Genomic DNA, 16,038 nt, shown 5'->3' on the forward strand with positions numbered 1-16,038 from the left:
AGATAGTTTATGTTTTAATTTTTTTAAGAATATGGCGAGCTCTAGCTTTAAAACCCGAACTCTGCATCTGAAAATCGCGCTCAAGAATAATAGCTAATTCCGGATGAATCCACTCATACTCATTGCCTAATAAGAATAAACTGTTCATGGCATAAGCTTTAGGAGCAATTTTTTCGTCATTTATCATCCAATCGAAACATACTTCTATGATGCTTTCTTTGTGCGTTTCTGTGAGATGCGACTTAATAGCATTATCTGTTTTTGAATAATGTGCTTTAATGAGATACTCGCACACTTTGGCTACAGGTCTTACAGCAGGATCTAGGTGTACTTTAGACATGTTTTTAGTAAATACATCTAGAAAAGGAATTATAGCTTCTAGTTTTTCTTTACACATAAACTCAAACACCCAAGCGGCTCTACACGAAATTTTATCGTCTACTTTAAAAAGTATGTCTAATAGAGGAGAAACTAATTCAGGCTGGTCAATAACGAGATTCGCGTATTTTAATCGCTTTTCGCGCGAATGATTTACATAGTTTAATTCCTTATAAAGTTCTGTTCTAGTCAATAGAAATTGATTAATTTAGAGCTCTAAATTAATGAAAAATGAAGATTTTAAAAAAAATAGGACTTTTACTTTTGGTAGTGTTCATTATTGCACAATTTTTTGGTCCAGATAAAAATGAAGGAGATATCACTTCTGTGGATGCTTTTTATGCAGATACTAATCCGCCAGAAGATGTAAAATTAATTTTAAAAGCGGCTTGTAATGATTGCCATAGTGATAGCACACGTTATCCTTGGTATAATAATATTACACCAGTTAACTATTGGTTAGATGAACATATTAATGATGGAAAGAAACATTTTAACATCTCTAAATGGAATGATTATTCTGATAAGAAAAAAGACCACAAACTCGATGAGTTAATAGAAATGGTTGAAGAAAAAGAAATGCCATTAGACAGTTACACTTGGACGCATGGTGACGCTAAATTATCTCAAGAACAGATAGATGCTGTAATATCTTGGGCAAAAACAGTGCGTTTAAAATATGTGTTCTTAAAAGAGCCTCAATAATTGAATAAAAAACTATTAGTTATTGGTTTTGTTTGGCCAGAACCTAAGAGTTCTGCAGCTGGCAGTAGAATGCTTCAGCTGATAGAACAGTTTCAAAATCAGGGTTATGATGTTACGTTTGCTTCTGCGGCTAATACCTCTAAAAATACTTTTGATTTAAGTGGTCTTAATATAGAAACAGAAGCCATTCTATTAAATGATTCTTCTTTTGATGTCTTTGTAAAAAGCCTAAATCCAGATGTTGTGTTGTTTGATCGTTTTATGTCCGAAGAACAATATGGTTGGCGCATTGAAGAACAATGTCCAAATGCACTTCGTATTTTAGACACTGAAGATTTTCACGGTTTAAGAAAGGCTAGGGAAGTGGCTTTAAGACAAAGAGAAGAGGTTTCAATTACGTATCTACAGAACGATATCACCAAACGAGAAATAGCAAGTATCTATCGTTGTGATTTAAGTTTAATGATTTCTGAGGCTGAAATAGATCTATTAACAACCACATTTAAAATCGATAAAAGCTTACTTTATTACTTACCATTTTTATTAGAACCAATTTCTGAAACCGAAAAAGAACAATTACCATCTTTTGAAGCCAGACAACACTTTATTACCATTGGTAATTTTTTACATGCACCAAATTACGATGCTGTTTTATATTTAAAACAAACCATTTGGCCTTTAATTAGAAAGCAATTACCAAAAGCCGAATTACATATTTATGGAGCTTACGAGTCTCAAAAAGTAACTCAACTTAATAATACAAAAGACGGTTTTTTAATAAAAGGCTTTGCAGAAGACGTAAATGAAGTGATGCAAAAAGCAAAAGTATGTTTAGCTTCTTTGCGTTATGGAGCAGGACTAAAAGGCAAACTAATAGATGCCATGCAAAATGGGACACCATCAGTTATGACTGAGATTGCAGCTGAAAGTATGTTTGGTAATTGTGAAACAAATGGTTTTATAGAAGACAACCCTGAAGCTTTTGCAGATAAAGCAGTTTCACTTTTTACCAATTCTGAAATATGGGAACAAAAGCAAAAGAATGGTTTTAAAGTTATCAATCAGCGTTTTAATCGATTAGATTTTGAAGATGAATTCTCAACTCATATAGCTGAACTGAAACATAATTTAAAAGTACATCACCAACAGAATTTTATTGGTCAATTATTAAGACACCAAACAATGCAGAGTACTAAGTATATGAGTAAATGGATTGAAGCTAAGAATCGATGATTTTGGGTTTTGTTTAAATGTTTCGTTGTTATAAAAGCGTTTCAATGCTTTATATCATAAGATAAACGAAGTTATACTATTAATCATATCAGGTCAAGTTTGTGAAAAGCATTTGCATATATTAATAATGTAAAGTATATTTGTCATATAGTAAAATTAGTTTTACTTAATATAAAATATACTTGTCAATTATGAATACGGAAAAAATTATAAGCTGCGAACGTAATGGGTTAGAGAAAATCACCAATTTTAGATTACCATATATTTTTAGAATAGTAGGTATAGCAATTGCTGCAATATCTATTTTGATGATGTTTGTGCGTGCTTTTGCAATAGATGGTGATACAGAATGGTTAAAGTTGTTGTTACAAAAAACATTACTAATTGGTATGTTGTTTATGTCGGTGTCTAGAGATAAACAAGAGGATGAGCTTACTATAAAATTAAGAATGCAGTCTTACGGTTGGGCATTTATGGTTGGAGTAGTGTACACCTTGGTTATGCCTTATGTGGAGTTTGGTGTTTCTAATGTAGTCCATTCTGGAGGTGAGGCTTATAAAGATTTAGGCGATTTTCAGGTGCTACTTTTTATGCTCATGGTACAACTGATGTGTTACCACACTTTAAAGCGTTACAGATAATGAAGAATACTATAAAAGTAGAGCGAGCTATTTTAAGTTTAACACAAGATGATTTAGCAAAAAAAATAGGTGTATCTCGCCAAACTATTAATTCTATAGAAGCTAATCGTTATGTGCCTTCAACGGTTTTAGCACTAAAGCTTTCTGAAGTTTTTAATAAGCCAGTGAATGATTTTTTTAAGTTAAGTAGTGATGATTAGCTTTTTAATAGCTTTATTTTAAAGTGCTTAAAAGGTCTTTCATACCTTCTGTAGCCGATTTGGCAATTACGGTTACTTTTCCATTATTACTCATTGCAGGTTTAGGATCTATGTAATAAATGGGAGTATTTGGTTGAACATAATCAATTAAGCTTGCTGCAGGATAGACTTGCATACTTGTGCCAATAATTACTAGAATATCTGCAGTATAACAAATCTCTACAGCTTTTTCTATCATAGGCACTGCTTCGCCAAACCAAACAATATGTGGTCTTAGTTGATACCCTTTTTCGCAAGTATCACCTAACTTAAGGTCTTCTTCCCAGACTTTAATATCATTCTCGTTATTGGTACTTCTTATTTTACGTAGTTCTCCATGCAAATGAATGACATCTCTACTGCCTGCGCGCTCGTGTAAATCATCAACGTTTTGCGTAATTATAGTGACTTTGTAATCGTTTTCAAGCGTTGCTAAATCTTTATGTGCTTGGTTAGGTTTTACCTCGTTTAATTGTCTTCGTCTTTCGTTATAGAAGTTTAGAACTAATTCTGGGTTGCGAGCAAATCCTTGAGGAGAAGCCACTTCCATTACATCATGTCCTTCCCAAAGTCCATCTGCATCTCTAAATGTTTTAATGCCACTTTCAGCACTAATACCAGCTCCGGTTAATACAACAATATGTTTCATGCTAAATGATGCTAAGATTTACGTTTCCACTTTTTATAAAGCTTCGATTTTACAAATGCTTCAAGTTCATTAGTGCCATCTGGTTCTTTCTCTTCTAAAAAATCTAAAAGTGCGTCTTTATCATAACCTTGTTCTATGAGGTCTTCAATAACAACTATTATCTCTTCAAATCTATTTTGAAAATTTAGAGCGATGATATATCCAATATAGCCTTGTAAGAGATCAGGATAATTTTCAACTATATACTCATAGTGTATTTCTGCATTTTTGTAGTCCTTATCTAATACATATACATTGGCTTTAATAAGGTTTAAAAAATCATCCTCAGTTTCAAAAATGAGTTTGTCTATGTTTTGTATGGCTTTATTGTAATTACCTTTTATAATGTTATAATCTATTTTTTTTAAATATAAGGTTGGATCTTGAGGGTATAAATCTGCATATTCTTTTAATGTGCTTTCATATAATTCGTCATCAAAAGAACTCGCATAATTTGCTTTTATTAAGAGTGTAAATTTCTCTGTAGACATTGGTGCTGTTAACTGAGAAATCTTATCATAGGCTTCTTCGTATTTGCCTTGTTCTGCGAGTTTTTTGGAGGCTACAAAATAGAAGATATTCTTTGTGGCATTAGTTGTGGCAGAACTATTTGGGCTTTCTTCTGGTGGTTTAGATACTAAAAAAATCCTTTGTAATGTGGACGATAAAGGCTCTCCTGTGATATAAATATAAATGTCATTGAATTTTAAATCTTCACCATTAGAGCATACTTTATAATCGTGATAATTAACACCTATATCATCAGAATATAATCTGAAGGTGAAATAATAAGCCATATCCTCAATATTGTACCTGTAATTAATTAAGTTATAGTACGCACCAGCTTCTATTGAGGCTGTTATTTGCTGAGAGAGCTTATTACCTGTATTGGATATGCCTTCAATGTAACCCATAGTAAAACCATCTTCTTTATCAATTTGTTTATGGTCAATTATGGAATTTAAAAACGATGGTATATCAAACTTTTCATTAAAACCATCTGAACTTAGATTATGAAATGACGTTTCAATATATTCTGCTAACTCAATCACTTTTTCGTCATTTTCTTCAGATTCATTGAGTAGAAGACAGGAGCAAGGTTGTTTAGTATCTTGTGTGTAGCTTAGTTGATGACTAAATAATACAAAAAACAGTAAAAAAATAGTAGTGTTAAATTTCATAGTTTTGCAATAAGCACTAAATATAAGATTTTATGACCAATTTGAAGCTTCTAGAATACTTAGAAACATTCTTAACTGAAAAAAGAAAAGAACGGTTTAAAGAAGTTCTACCTAAGCGCACTAAACATTTTACTGTGGCTACAGAAGATGTTTTTCAACTACATAATACAAGTGCTGTAATGCGATCTTGCGATGTGTTTGGCATTCAGGAATTAAATATTGTTGAGGAAGTGAATTCTAAAACTATAGATAATGAAATTGCTATGGGAGCGCAAAAGTGGGTAGATCTTAACCGTTATCATTCTGCTGCAGAATGCATTACAGATTTAAAAGCACAAGGCTATCAGATTGTAGCCACTACACCTCACGTAAATGATTGCGAATTAATAGATTTTGATATTACTAAAAAGTCGTGCTTTTTCTTTGGTAGAGAAACTGAAGGTTTATCTCAGCAAGTGATAGACGAAGCAGATTGTTTTCTTAAAATACCAATGGTTGGTTTTACTGAAAGTCTTAATATTTCGGTTTCTGCGGCTATTATTTTACAACATGTAACAGCGCTATTGCGCAAGTCTGACATTAATTGGCAACTTACAGAAGAAGAAATAATAGAAAAACGATTTGATTGGATTAAAAAAACCGTGAAGGATTATGATGCTATTGTTGAACGGTTTCATTCAGAAAAAGTTTCAACTTAAAAGAGAGTTGCTTAATCTTTCTTTTTATTACGATCTTTACTACGATTAATGACTTTATACTCTTCAAAACATTCGCTTATAGCATCTAATATTTGAAGATCATTAGCGGTATTTATAAAATCCTTAGAATAGTTACATTGGTTAACTATTTCATCTAAATCGTATTTTGTAACTTGAAGTAAAACCAATAACATTTCTCTATCAAAACGCTTAGCCAATTGATTTCTAATTTCATCATCCTCTTTCATTTTTTTAAGCTTATGCATTTCATTTGGCTTTCTACCAAACATATTGTATAAGAAATCTGCAGGATTAAAAATAGCACCCAAAACTTTGGTTGCAATATTAGGTTTACCAGCTTCATAACCTTGACCAGGTAAGCCAGAAATACGATAGCGATTATTTGAGGTTTCAGGAACTTGTTTCATATCAACAACCAAATATCCTGTTAACTCTAACTGTTTAACGGTAACTTCCTCTAAGGCTAATGCTAATTCTGTCATTTGAATTTCTGTATCTCCAAATTTTAACCAGTCATTAGTTACACGTACTTTTATAGATTTATAACCTATATAAGACAAGTGTAATGTGTCGTTAACTTTTGCTCTAATCTCAAAAACACCTTCATCGTTTGTTGCGGTTCCTACCACTTGATTGATATTTACAATATTGGCTTCGCTTAGCGGCAAGTTTGTTGTAGAACTAACTAGAGTTCCTTTTACTTTTGTCGGTGTTTTGTTTGCGGTACTGTCTTGAGTTTCAATACTAACCTGACTATAGCTATGTGCTGTAGTTAAACATAAAAATAGAATTAATAAATATCGCATGTATGTGTGTTACGAGGTAAAGGTAATAAACAAAACGGATTTAACATATTACACCCTTATTTTTGACTTAATATTAACTTTTATAGTCCTCAATCTAGAATCTTCTGTCTAAAGTTGATTGTTGGTGGTAATTCTGTAAAAAAATCTGTTTAGTATTTAAGGATGAGTTTGGTTTTGCAGTTTTCTAAATGTTTGAAATAAAAAAAATCCAAAACTTAAAGATCAACTTCAAGTTTTGGATTTATATGTATTAGATTAACTAAAGCTTCTGTTGTTTAGTCTCTTCGTCTAGAACGTCTTGGCCTATCTGAACCAGCATTACTAGATTCAGATGAACGTCTATCTCCTCTGTCGCTAGAACGTCTATCACCTCTATTGTCATCAGATCTTCTTCTGTCGCTTCTATTTCCAGAGCCTCCAGAAGAACGTCTATCACCTCTTGGTTTATCGTCACGTCTGCGACTTCCGCCTCCAGAGCGTCTATCATTGCCACCACGACTTCTTCCGCCACTTCTGCCTCCTCGACTTCTACCTCCTCGATCTTCGCTAACTTCAACGTTTACAAAACGACCTTCGTGCTTAAAATCGGTAAAAAATGCTAGTACTTTTTCTTGTAATCCTTTTTCAGTATTAAAGAATGAGAAGCTTTCTTTTACATCTACTTTAAAGACATCATCACGTCCTAATTCTAGTTGTTCTTTTAAGAAATCCTTCAACTTCATCCAGTCAAAACCATCTTTACTACCAACGTTTATAAAATAACGCGAATCGTTAGATTGTTTGCCATAATCACGGCCACCATCTCTATCAGACCCTCTAGATTCTACAACTCCTAAATCTTTTGATTTTTGGTAATAGTTGAAGAAACGGTTAAATTCTACAGAAAAGAATTTTTTGATTAATTCATCTTTATCAGTATCAGCGAATAATTCATTAATACTTTCTAGATGTTTATCAATTTCGTGATTAGTTTCTGTTGTATGGATTTTATTGGCTAAAGACATTAATTGTACTTCAACGATATCAGTACCAGAAGGAATTTCTTTTTTATCGAAGTCCTTTTTAATAATACGTTCTATACTCTTTATCTTTCTAACTTCACTTTTAGAAACGATAACCATAGAAACACCCGTTTTACCAGCACGTCCTGTTCTACCAGATCTGTGTGTGTAAGTTTCTATTTCATCTGGTAATTGGTAATTAATTACGTGAGTAATGTCATCTACATCAATACCACGAGCAGCAACATCTGTAGCTACCAACATTTGTATTTGTTGGTTTCTAAAAGATTTCATAACTAAATCTCGTTGATTCTGACTTAAATCTCCGTGTAATGCTCCTGCAGAGTAACCGTCCTCAATTAGGTTTTCTGCTACTTTTTGAGTATCTCGTTTAGTACGACAGAAAATCACAGAAAATATATCTGGATTAGCATCTGCTAAACGTTTTAAAGCTTGGTAACGGTCTCTTGCGTTTACTAAATAGTATTCGTGAGAAACGTTGCTTGTACTTTCATTTTTATTTCCTACTGTAATCTCTGTAGGATTGTGCATAAATTTCTTTGCAATAGTTGCCACTTCTCTAGGCATTGTTGCAGAGAATAACCATGTGTTTTTATCTTCTGGTGTATGAGAAAGAATATCTGTAATATCTTCCTTAAAGCCCATGTTTAACATTTCATCAGCCTCATCTAAAACGCTGTATTGTATTTTAGAAATATCAACCATTCTACGGCTAATCATATCTTTCATACGACCTGGAGTTGCCACAATAATTTGTGCTCCACGCTTTACAGCTCTTGCTTGATCAGAAATGCTAGATCCGCCATAAATGGCAACAACATTTAAACCTTTACAGTATTTACCATAAAGTTTAAGCTCGTTGGTGATTTGTAAACAAAGTTCACGAGTAGGAGATAAGATAAGACCTTGTGTGGTTCTACTATCGATATCAATTTTTTGCAACATCGGGAAACCGAAGGCTGCTGTTTTTCCTGTACCAGTTTGTGCCAAAGCCACTAAGTCTTTGTCTTCTTCTAATAATAATGGAATTGCTTTTGCTTGTACTTCACTTGGTTTTTCAAAACCTAAATCTGTAATAGCTTTGAGAAGGTCTTCATTAAGACCTAATTCTTGGAATGTGCTCATTCTTGAGTTTTATGTATTCGATTATGTTCTGTTGGTGTTACAAAAGAAGCGAATCGACATACTAAACACTTAAACTTCTAGGTAACACATCCTCACTCTGAGGAATATAAAAAATCTTAACGTAGATTTTTTGCAAGGTGCAAAGGTAGGTTATTTATTTGGATTTTACTAATGATGTTTAATGACCCGTTTTCATTGGCTCTTTTACTGTTTTTTGTACATTTCTTTAGAAATAGATTTTGGATAAAATCACTTATAAGTCGCGGAAAGTATTATTTTTTAATAGATTCCGCGTATAATGTGATTTTATTTAGCGGAAACTGTGTATATTTGGGTAATTCCGCGTGATATGAATTATTGTTAATGTGTATGAAAATTATAGGTAGAAAGAGCGAGCAACAAATAATGCAATCTTACAAAAAAGATAAGAAGGCTCATTTATTAGCTGTTATAGGGAGACGAAGAGTTGGTAAAACATTTTTAATTAGAGAAGTTTACAAGGATAATAGAGTATTTGAAATGACAGGTTTGAAAGATGCTGGTATTAAAAAGCAGCTGTTAAATTTTACATTTCAGATGAGTAAATATTTTAATGATGGCAATATATATACGAATCCTAAAAGTTGGCTAGAAGCCTTTAACATGTTAACGGTGGAGCTTGAGTCTCTAAACAAAAAAACAAAACCAGTGGTATTTTTTGATGAATTACCTTGGATTGTTAGTCGGAAATCTGATTTTATGGAGGCTTTAGGGCATTGGTGGAATAATTGGGCGTCACAACAAAATATAATTATTGTTGTTTGTGGTTCTGCAGCTTCTTGGATGCTTAAAAATTTAGTCAATGCAAAAGGTGGTTTGCACAATAGAATTACAAAATTGATTACTTTAATGCCATTTACCTTAGGTGAAACGAAGGCTTTTTTAGAAGCAAAGTCAATTCGCTTTACCGATTATCAAATTATAAAGCTTTACCTTATTATTGGTGGAGTCCCTCATTACTTAGATCATATCGTTAAAGGGAAAAGTGTGCCACAAAATATACAAGAATTATGTTTTGAGAAAGATGGTATACTTAAGTCTGAGTTTGATAATTTATATCCTGCGTTGTTTGATAATCCTAAACGCCATATTGAAATTGTAAAAGCTTTAGCAGGTAAGGCCAGTGGGCTAAATAGACAAGAGATTTTAAAAAAGACAAATATGTCTGAAGGAGGTTGGTTTTCTAACATATTAAACGAATTGGAAACTTCTGGTTTTATCTCCGCATTTAATCCATTAGAAAACAAGAAAAAAGATACAATCTATAGATTAACAGATGAATACTCCTTATTTTATCTAACCTTTATTGATGGGCAACCTAAAAATAGAAACTGGTTAAGAATTAGTGAAAGTCAGCAATATAAAATATGGAGTGGTTATACATTTGAAAATGTTTGTATTAAGCATTCTGATGCTATTAAAAAGGCATTAGGTATTTCTGGTGTGCAAGCTAATATTAATAGTTATTTGCATAGAAAAGATGCTAGTTTTGCTCAAGGTTTTCAAATAGATATGTTAATAGATAGAAAAGATGATATTATTAATGTCTGTGAAATGAAATTTTATGCTAGCGAGTTTATAATTAATAAAACCTACGCGCAAAATCTAAGAACAAAAAAGGAAGGCTTAAGAGTAGTTACTAAAACTAAAAAAATAGTACATCTCACATTTATTAGCGTATTTGGAGTGGTAGAAAACGCATATAAATTAGACTTGGTTGAAAATGACTTTACAATATCTATTTTTTTTGATTAGAAAATTTACGATTCAATAAGAGATAGTCTGTACTTATATTATTAAAAATATTGGACTCAATTTTGTTGGGTATAAACTCATTTAAATAGGAATTCATTTATATAATTTAACTTTATATATTGTTTAAAAATGAAATCAATTGAGCAACCGCTTTACCACGATGTCCAATGTTGTTCTTTTCTTCTAAAGAGATTTCTGCAAACGTTTTTTTGTAACCATCAGCCTTAAAGATAGGATCGTAGCCAAATCCACCTTCGCCATGTTTTTCTGTGGTGATTTCGCCTTTGCAAATCCCTGTAAATGTGTGAATTTTGCCATTGAGATGTAGAGCAATTACGGTTTTAAATTGTGCTTTTCGGTTGGGTTTGTCTTCAAGTTCTTCTAATAATTTATTGGTGTTGTCTTCTGCATTACGTTGAGGTCCAGCATAACGTGCAGAGAAAACTCCAGGTTCTCCATTTAAAGCCTCAACTTCTAAGCCTGTATCATCTGCGAAGCAATCGTAACCATAATGCTTTTTTAAGTATTCGGCTTTTTGTATAGCATTGCCTTCTATAGTGGGTTGTGTTTCAGGAATATCTTCATTACAGGCAATTTCTTTTAAACTTAAGAGTTTAATGTGTTGAGGTAAAATAGCTTGAACTTCTTTTAGCTTATTTAAATTATTTGTGGCGAAAACGAGTTGCATATTATATTATTAATTAATGTAATACCAATTTAATTATATGATTAAAATGGCATAATTTAGCTTTTGTAAAAATATGAATCTAATTATATATCATTTGTCAAAACAAAACATTTTTGAAAAGTCTTTAATCTTAAAGTTTTTTCTACTTGTCTCTTTTTGTTTCTCATGTATTTCTCTCTACGCACAAGATGTTAATGATTTAGATTCTCTACTTATTGATAGGGATATTGAAAATTATTCTATCCGAATATTTACCAATTATAAGGTCAATAAATTTAATATTAAGGATGACAATTCCAAAGTAAAATTTGTGCCTAATAACAGATATGGGATTGGGTTTGGTTTTGCAAATAAAAAAGTAATTATAGATATTGCATTTAACATTAAGAATAAAAATAAAGAGGAGACAAAAAGGTTTGATTTACAGGGAACCACTATTATAAAAAAGCAACACTATGTAAATATTTATGCACAAACATATAGAGGGTTTAATGCTAAAAATGATTTTGATGAATCTACTGTTTTTAGAAATGATATACGCTCTGTTAGTGTAGGTTTTAATTATTTATACACCTTAGATGAGATTGAATTTTCTTATTCTCTTCTAAAAGCAGGATTTGCAGAAAAGCGAAATGAAAACATATTTATAACTGGTGGTTTGGGTATTTTTACTGGTATAGATTATTTTTCAGCAAAGCCTAGTATCTTATCAGAAACAACGAGTCCTTATTTTAATGAACAAGCAGATGTTAAGAGATATCAAGGTCTTGCAGCAGGAGTTTTAGCCGGATTTATATCATATTTTAAACTGCCTGAAAATATTACGGCAACACTTAATGTAATGCCAGGAATTGGTGTTGTAAATAAAAGAATCACATTACAAGATGATACTTTTAGACCATCTAATCCAATGCTTTATAAGTTAGATTTTTTAATTGGTTTGGGGTATAATTATAAACAATACTATGTGAGTTTAACTTATAGTAATGGTTGGTATTCTACAAGTATTGATTACGATAATACTTACAATTTAAATCTCACTAAAGCAAAATTAGCAATAGGGTATAGATTTAAGAGAAAGAGAGACAGAAAACTTCTTCCGGAATTTTAAAACAGAAAATTTAGCGATTATTTATGATAATTATCAGTCATAAAACGTCTTAATAATTGTATCTTAGACAAAAGAACTATTCATTAAAACAAGATAGATTATGACGGTAAATTTTCAATATGTAAATGTAGATGTAAGTGAAACATTATCAGCTTTCACAGAAGAAAAATTAGAGAAATTATTTAATAGATATGAATTTTTAATCAGTGCATCAATAAAATTTAAGCACGATGATAATTTTCATGATAAAGGCAAAATTTGTGATATCGAATTAAGTCTTCCAGGACCACGATTATTTGCGACTTCAAATGAAGCAAACTATGAAGTTGCTGTAAGAGAAACGATTAAGGATTTAGAACGCCAACTTAAAAAAAGAAAAGAAGTTTATAAAACGCACTAATAAAGATTGACGTTTGATTTAGAGGGTTTATAGTTTTTAGCGATGATGATAAGGTTCATTTCTAAGAATTGTAAACCCTCTATATAATTGTTCTATAAAGAACAAACGTACCATTTGATGCGAAAATGTCATTTTAGATAAACCGATTTTTCCGTTGGCTCTTGAGTAAACAGCATCAGAAAACCCATAAGGTCCACCAATAACAAAGATTAGAGTTTTAATACCAGAATTCATGTGTTTTTGCAAATAGCTAGAAAACGCCACCGAATCTAATTGTTTTCCGTTTTCGTCTAAGAGTATAAGTACATCAGAAGTCTGTGTTTTAGCTAAAATAAGTTCTCCTTCTTTTTCTTTTTGTTGTGCTTCTGAAAGATTCTTAACCTTTTTTAAATCAGGAATTATCTCAAATTTAAACTTTATATAAAAACCGAGTCGTTTGCTATAATCCGTGATTAAAGCTTGAAGATTTTTATTATCAGTTTTACCTATGGCTATGAGTTTTATTTGCATGATTCAAATTTACAATTTTCAAATTATCATTTTAGATTTTTTTATGTTTTGTAATTCGTAATTCTAAAATCGGATTTCGTTAATCAATTTCCTATTTTTACATCAAATATGTATTCAGATGATTTCAAAAGCACAATTCGATAAAGAAATAGAATTAATAATCTCTAATGCCATCAGAGAAGATGTTGGTGATGGCGATCATAGCTCGTTAGCATGTATTCCTGCTACTGCACAAGGAAAAGCAAAGTTGTTAGTAAAAGATAAAGGAATTATTGCTGGTGTTGAATTTGCGAAACAAGTATTTTCTTATGTAGATGCTAATATGAAGGTGGAAACCTTAATTGAAGATGGTAGTAAAGTGAAGCATGGTGATATTGTATTTTATGTAGAAGGTGCATCACAATCCATTCTAAAAGCAGAACGTTTGGTGTTAAATGCCATGCAAAGAATGAGCGCTATTGCTACTAAAACCAGACAGTTTGTGGACTTGTTAGAAGGTACAGAAACAAAAATTTTAGATACGCGTAAAACAACTCCAGGTATTAGAGCATTAGAAAAATGGGCAGTAAAAATTGGAGGAGGTGAAAATCACAGATTCGCTCTCTACGATATGATAATGTTAAAAGATAATCATATCGATTTTGCAGGTGGAGTGGCTAAAGCTATTAATTTAACTAAGCAATATTTAAAGGATACTAATCGTGATTTAAAAATTATTGTTGAAGCTAGAAACCTTGATGAAATTAAAAAGATTTTAGATTGTGGAGGTGTTTATAGAATTCTTATCGATAACTTTAATTACGAAGATACAAGGAAAGCCGTTAAGCTTATAGGAGACCAATGCCTAACAGAATCTTCAGGAGGAATTAATGAAAATACACTAAGACATTATGCTGAATGTGGAGTAGACTATATTTCGTCTGGTGCCTTAACACATTCTGTTTATAATATGGATTTGAGTTTAAAAGCTGTTTAAATCGGTTTAAAATATTCAGTTGTAACAAATAACTGCTGTAATAAAATAACAATTGTAGGGCAAAAGGCTATAGGCCAAAGGTTAAAACCAGAGAAATGTCAAAACCCATTGAAGATAAAATAAGTAAAATTCCAGTGCTTAATTTAGTAATGCGCTTTTTTAAGCAAATTAAGTTACCAGGATTTGAAGGCTTATCAATCTACGATTTGTTAGAGCTTTACATTATGGGTATTGTCAATGGTGCATTAACCACAAGAGCAAGTGCAATTGCCTTCAGTTTTTTTTCTGCTATTTTTCCATTTTTATTGTTTGTAATCATTGTAATACCTTATATCCCAATTGTTGGCTTTAGAGCTGATTTTTTAGACTTCTTAAACTCAATTTTACCACCTCAAACATCAGAATTTTTTATAGATAGTATCTTTCAAGATATGAGCAGTAATAGTAGTGGTGGCTTAATATCTTCAGTGTTTTTATTGTCTATGTTTTTAATGGCTAATGGTGTGAATGCCGTTTTTTCGGGTTTTGAAACGTCTTACCATAAACAACTGTATAGAAATGTATTTAAACAATATATGTATGCTCTTGGTGTTGCATTAATACTTGTATTTCTCTTACTGTTAACTGTTGCTGTATTTGGATATTTTCAAATTTATGTATTAAGCCCTTTGTATAAAATGTATGAAGGATTAAGTGGAGTTGAATATGTAGGAGATGATAAAGGACTAGGTTGGGTTATTTTTGCAAAATACTTATTCTTTGTTATAATGACATATTTGGCAACTGCCACTTTATATTATTTTGGAACTAAAGAAGGTAAGGCCTCAAAATTCTTTTCAGTTGGAGCCTTATTAACCACGTTGCTTATTATGCTTACATCTTTTTTGTTTGGTGTTTATATTGAGAATTTTTCTAAATACAATGAACTCTATGGCTCAATTGGTGCATTGTTAATATTGCTATTGTATCTATGGTTGAACTCTAACATTCTTTTATTAGGTTATGAACTTAATGCATCACTTCAATTTTTAAGAAAAAACCCAAGAGCCAGAAAAGAGATTAAGCAAAAAGACCTTGAGAAGTTAGTTAAATAAAATGCTTTAGAAATTCGTCTTTTCGTCTAATAGAAATAGGGACTTGGGCATTATTAGACATAACGACATAACTTTGTTTTCCTTTGAAATATTTTTTTACGTGATTGATGTTAATGAGGTGAGATTTGTGCGTTTTAAAAAATGAATTGTCGGCCAATAAATCTTCATAAAATTTAATAGGCTTTGATACCATTGTTTTGTCATCTTTGGTAAAAATATGCGTGTAACTAGTATCTGCTTCTAAATGAATAATATCCTCAACTTTTAAAGTTTCAAATCCGGTTAAGGATGGTATTGTAATCACTTTTTTCTGATCTGTTTTTAAGTTTTTGAATAAGTTTTGAAGTTGATGCTCCATGCTTAACTGAGATAAGTTTTCCTTTAAACGAGCGATGGCATCATTAAAATCATCACTATCAATAGGTTTTAATAAGTAATCTATTGCGCTAAACTTGAAAGCTTTAATAGCATAATTATCAAAAGCAGTTGTAAAAATAACCTTAAATGTAATGGCTTCTATATCTTGTAAAAAGTCGAATCCTGTTTTATTATGGATCTTAATATCTAGAAATACTAAATCAGGATTGAGCTCAGGTACAATTTTTAAAGCTTCATCTACAGTGTCAATAACAGCCAACACCTTAAAGGTGTTTGGATGTTGTTTTATAAGATTTAAAATACGGTCAGAGCAATGAGTTTCATCGTCTATTATTATGGTTTTTATCATG

18 protein-coding genes are annotated in these 16,038 nt (G+C 31.6%); 10 read left to right on the forward strand and 8 right to left on the reverse strand.

Going from position 1 to position 16,038, the window contains the following annotated elements; translation table 11 throughout:
- Window positions 1-7: 7 nt before the first annotated feature.
- Window positions 8-571, reverse strand: coding sequence for an adenylosuccinate lyase (locus ACJJVO_RS02525; protein ID WP_405570048.1), 564 nt, complete (start codon window positions 569-571; stop codon window positions 8-10).
- Window positions 572-609: 38 nt separating this feature from the next.
- Here ACJJVO_RS02525 and ACJJVO_RS02530 point away from each other — a divergent pair, with 38 nt between their 5' ends.
- The 4 genes from ACJJVO_RS02530 to ACJJVO_RS02545 all read left to right on the forward strand — a co-directional run bounded on the left by ACJJVO_RS02530 (window position 610) and on the right by ACJJVO_RS02545 (window position 3,157).
- Window positions 610-1,083, forward strand: coding sequence for a heme-binding domain-containing protein (locus ACJJVO_RS02530; protein WP_405570049.1), 474 nt, complete (start codon window positions 610-612; stop codon window positions 1,081-1,083).
- Window positions 1,084-2,316, forward strand: coding sequence for a glycosyltransferase (locus tag ACJJVO_RS02535; protein WP_405570052.1), 1,233 nt, complete (start codon window positions 1,084-1,086; stop codon window positions 2,314-2,316).
- 191 nt (window positions 2,317-2,507) lie between these two features.
- A complete protein-coding gene (locus ACJJVO_RS02540; protein ID WP_405570053.1) occupies window positions 2,508-2,957 on the forward strand; it encodes a hypothetical protein in 450 nt (149 codons plus the stop codon).
- Window positions 2,957-3,157 carry a helix-turn-helix transcriptional regulator gene (locus tag ACJJVO_RS02545; RefSeq protein ID WP_405570056.1) on the forward strand — a complete coding sequence of 67 codons (201 nt, stop codon included), beginning with the start codon at window positions 2,957-2,959 and terminating at the stop codon, window positions 3,155-3,157. The genes ACJJVO_RS02540 and ACJJVO_RS02545 overlap by 1 nt, the downstream gene beginning before the upstream one ends.
- A gap of 13 nt (window positions 3,158-3,170) precedes the next feature.
- Here the strand turns inward: ACJJVO_RS02545 and ACJJVO_RS02550 are convergent, their stop codons facing one another.
- Together ACJJVO_RS02550 and ACJJVO_RS02555 are read right to left on the reverse strand one after the other, a co-directional pair.
- Window positions 3,171-3,845, reverse strand: coding sequence for an SIR2 family NAD-dependent protein deacylase (locus ACJJVO_RS02550; protein ID WP_405570058.1), 675 nt, complete (start codon window positions 3,843-3,845; stop codon window positions 3,171-3,173).
- Window positions 3,846-3,856: 11 nt separating this feature from the next.
- A complete protein-coding gene (locus ACJJVO_RS02555; RefSeq protein WP_405570061.1) occupies window positions 3,857-5,065 on the reverse strand; it encodes a tetratricopeptide repeat protein in 1,209 nt (402 codons plus the stop codon).
- Between the two features lie 32 nt (window positions 5,066-5,097).
- Between ACJJVO_RS02555 and ACJJVO_RS02560 the strand changes: the two genes are divergently transcribed.
- On the forward strand, window positions 5,098-5,763 hold the full coding sequence (locus ACJJVO_RS02560) for a TrmH family RNA methyltransferase (protein ID WP_405570064.1): 666 nt from the start codon (window positions 5,098-5,100) through the stop codon (window positions 5,761-5,763).
- A gap of 11 nt (window positions 5,764-5,774) precedes the next feature.
- On the opposite strand, the gene ACJJVO_RS02565 is transcribed toward ACJJVO_RS02560, so the two are convergent.
- Window positions 5,775-6,590 (reverse strand): carboxypeptidase-like regulatory domain-containing protein, encoded by an 816-nt coding sequence (locus tag ACJJVO_RS02565; RefSeq protein ID WP_405570067.1) that lies wholly within the window; start codon window positions 6,588-6,590, stop codon window positions 5,775-5,777.
- Window positions 6,591-6,865: 275 nt separating this feature from the next.
- Entirely contained in the window at window positions 6,866-8,737 is a 1,872-nt protein-coding gene (locus tag ACJJVO_RS02570; protein WP_405570069.1) for a DEAD/DEAH box helicase, read from the reverse strand.
- Between the two features lie 369 nt (window positions 8,738-9,106).
- On the opposite strand from ACJJVO_RS02570, the gene ACJJVO_RS02575 reads away from it, so the two are divergent.
- Window positions 9,107-10,531 (forward strand): ATP-binding protein, encoded by a 1,425-nt coding sequence (locus tag ACJJVO_RS02575; protein ID WP_405570072.1) that lies wholly within the window; start codon window positions 9,107-9,109, stop codon window positions 10,529-10,531.
- Between the two features lie 112 nt (window positions 10,532-10,643).
- Here ACJJVO_RS02575 and ACJJVO_RS02580 read toward each other — a convergent pair whose 3' ends face one another.
- On the reverse strand, window positions 10,644-11,219 hold the full coding sequence (locus ACJJVO_RS02580) for a non-canonical purine NTP diphosphatase (protein ID WP_405570076.1): 576 nt from the start codon (window positions 11,217-11,219) through the stop codon (window positions 10,644-10,646).
- Between the two features lie 73 nt (window positions 11,220-11,292).
- Here ACJJVO_RS02580 and ACJJVO_RS02585 point away from each other — a divergent pair, with 73 nt between their 5' ends.
- Both ACJJVO_RS02585 and hpf read left to right on the forward strand, forming a co-directional pair.
- On the forward strand, window positions 11,293-12,330 hold the full coding sequence (locus ACJJVO_RS02585) for a DUF4421 family protein (protein ID WP_405570078.1): 1,038 nt from the start codon (window positions 11,293-11,295) through the stop codon (window positions 12,328-12,330).
- A 100-nt stretch (window positions 12,331-12,430) separates the two neighbouring features.
- Window positions 12,431-12,730 (forward strand): ribosome hibernation-promoting factor, HPF/YfiA family, encoded by a 300-nt coding sequence (gene hpf / locus ACJJVO_RS02590; RefSeq protein ID WP_115818143.1) that lies wholly within the window; start codon window positions 12,431-12,433, stop codon window positions 12,728-12,730.
- Between the two features lie 36 nt (window positions 12,731-12,766).
- Here hpf and rlmH read toward each other — a convergent pair whose 3' ends face one another.
- Window positions 12,767-13,240 carry a 23S rRNA (pseudouridine(1915)-N(3))-methyltransferase RlmH gene (gene rlmH, locus ACJJVO_RS02595; RefSeq protein WP_405570082.1) on the reverse strand — a complete coding sequence of 158 codons (474 nt, stop codon included), beginning with the start codon at window positions 13,238-13,240 and terminating at the stop codon, window positions 12,767-12,769.
- A gap of 118 nt (window positions 13,241-13,358) precedes the next feature.
- On the opposite strand from rlmH, the gene nadC reads away from it, so the two are divergent.
- The gene (nadC, locus tag ACJJVO_RS02600; protein WP_405570085.1) at window positions 13,359-14,216 is read left to right on the forward strand and encodes a carboxylating nicotinate-nucleotide diphosphorylase; all 858 of its coding nucleotides are present in this window, start codon (window positions 13,359-13,361) and stop codon (window positions 14,214-14,216) included.
- 95 nt (window positions 14,217-14,311) lie between these two features.
- Complete coding sequence (locus ACJJVO_RS02605) at window positions 14,312-15,310, forward strand: YihY/virulence factor BrkB family protein (RefSeq protein ID WP_405570088.1); 999 nt, start codon at window positions 14,312-14,314, stop codon at window positions 15,308-15,310.
- On the opposite strand, the gene ACJJVO_RS02610 is transcribed toward ACJJVO_RS02605, so the two are convergent.
- Window positions 15,303-16,037, reverse strand: a complete 735-nt coding sequence (locus ACJJVO_RS02610) for a LytR/AlgR family response regulator transcription factor (protein WP_405570090.1) — start codon at window positions 16,035-16,037, stop codon at window positions 15,303-15,305. The genes ACJJVO_RS02605 and ACJJVO_RS02610 overlap by 8 nt on opposite strands.
- Window position 16,038 lies beyond the last annotated feature (1 nt).

The sequence above is a fragment of the Winogradskyella sp. Asnod2-B02-A genome, assembly GCF_045063645.1.
In the GTDB taxonomy this organism is placed as follows: Bacteria; Bacteroidota; Bacteroidia; order Flavobacteriales; family Flavobacteriaceae; genus Winogradskyella.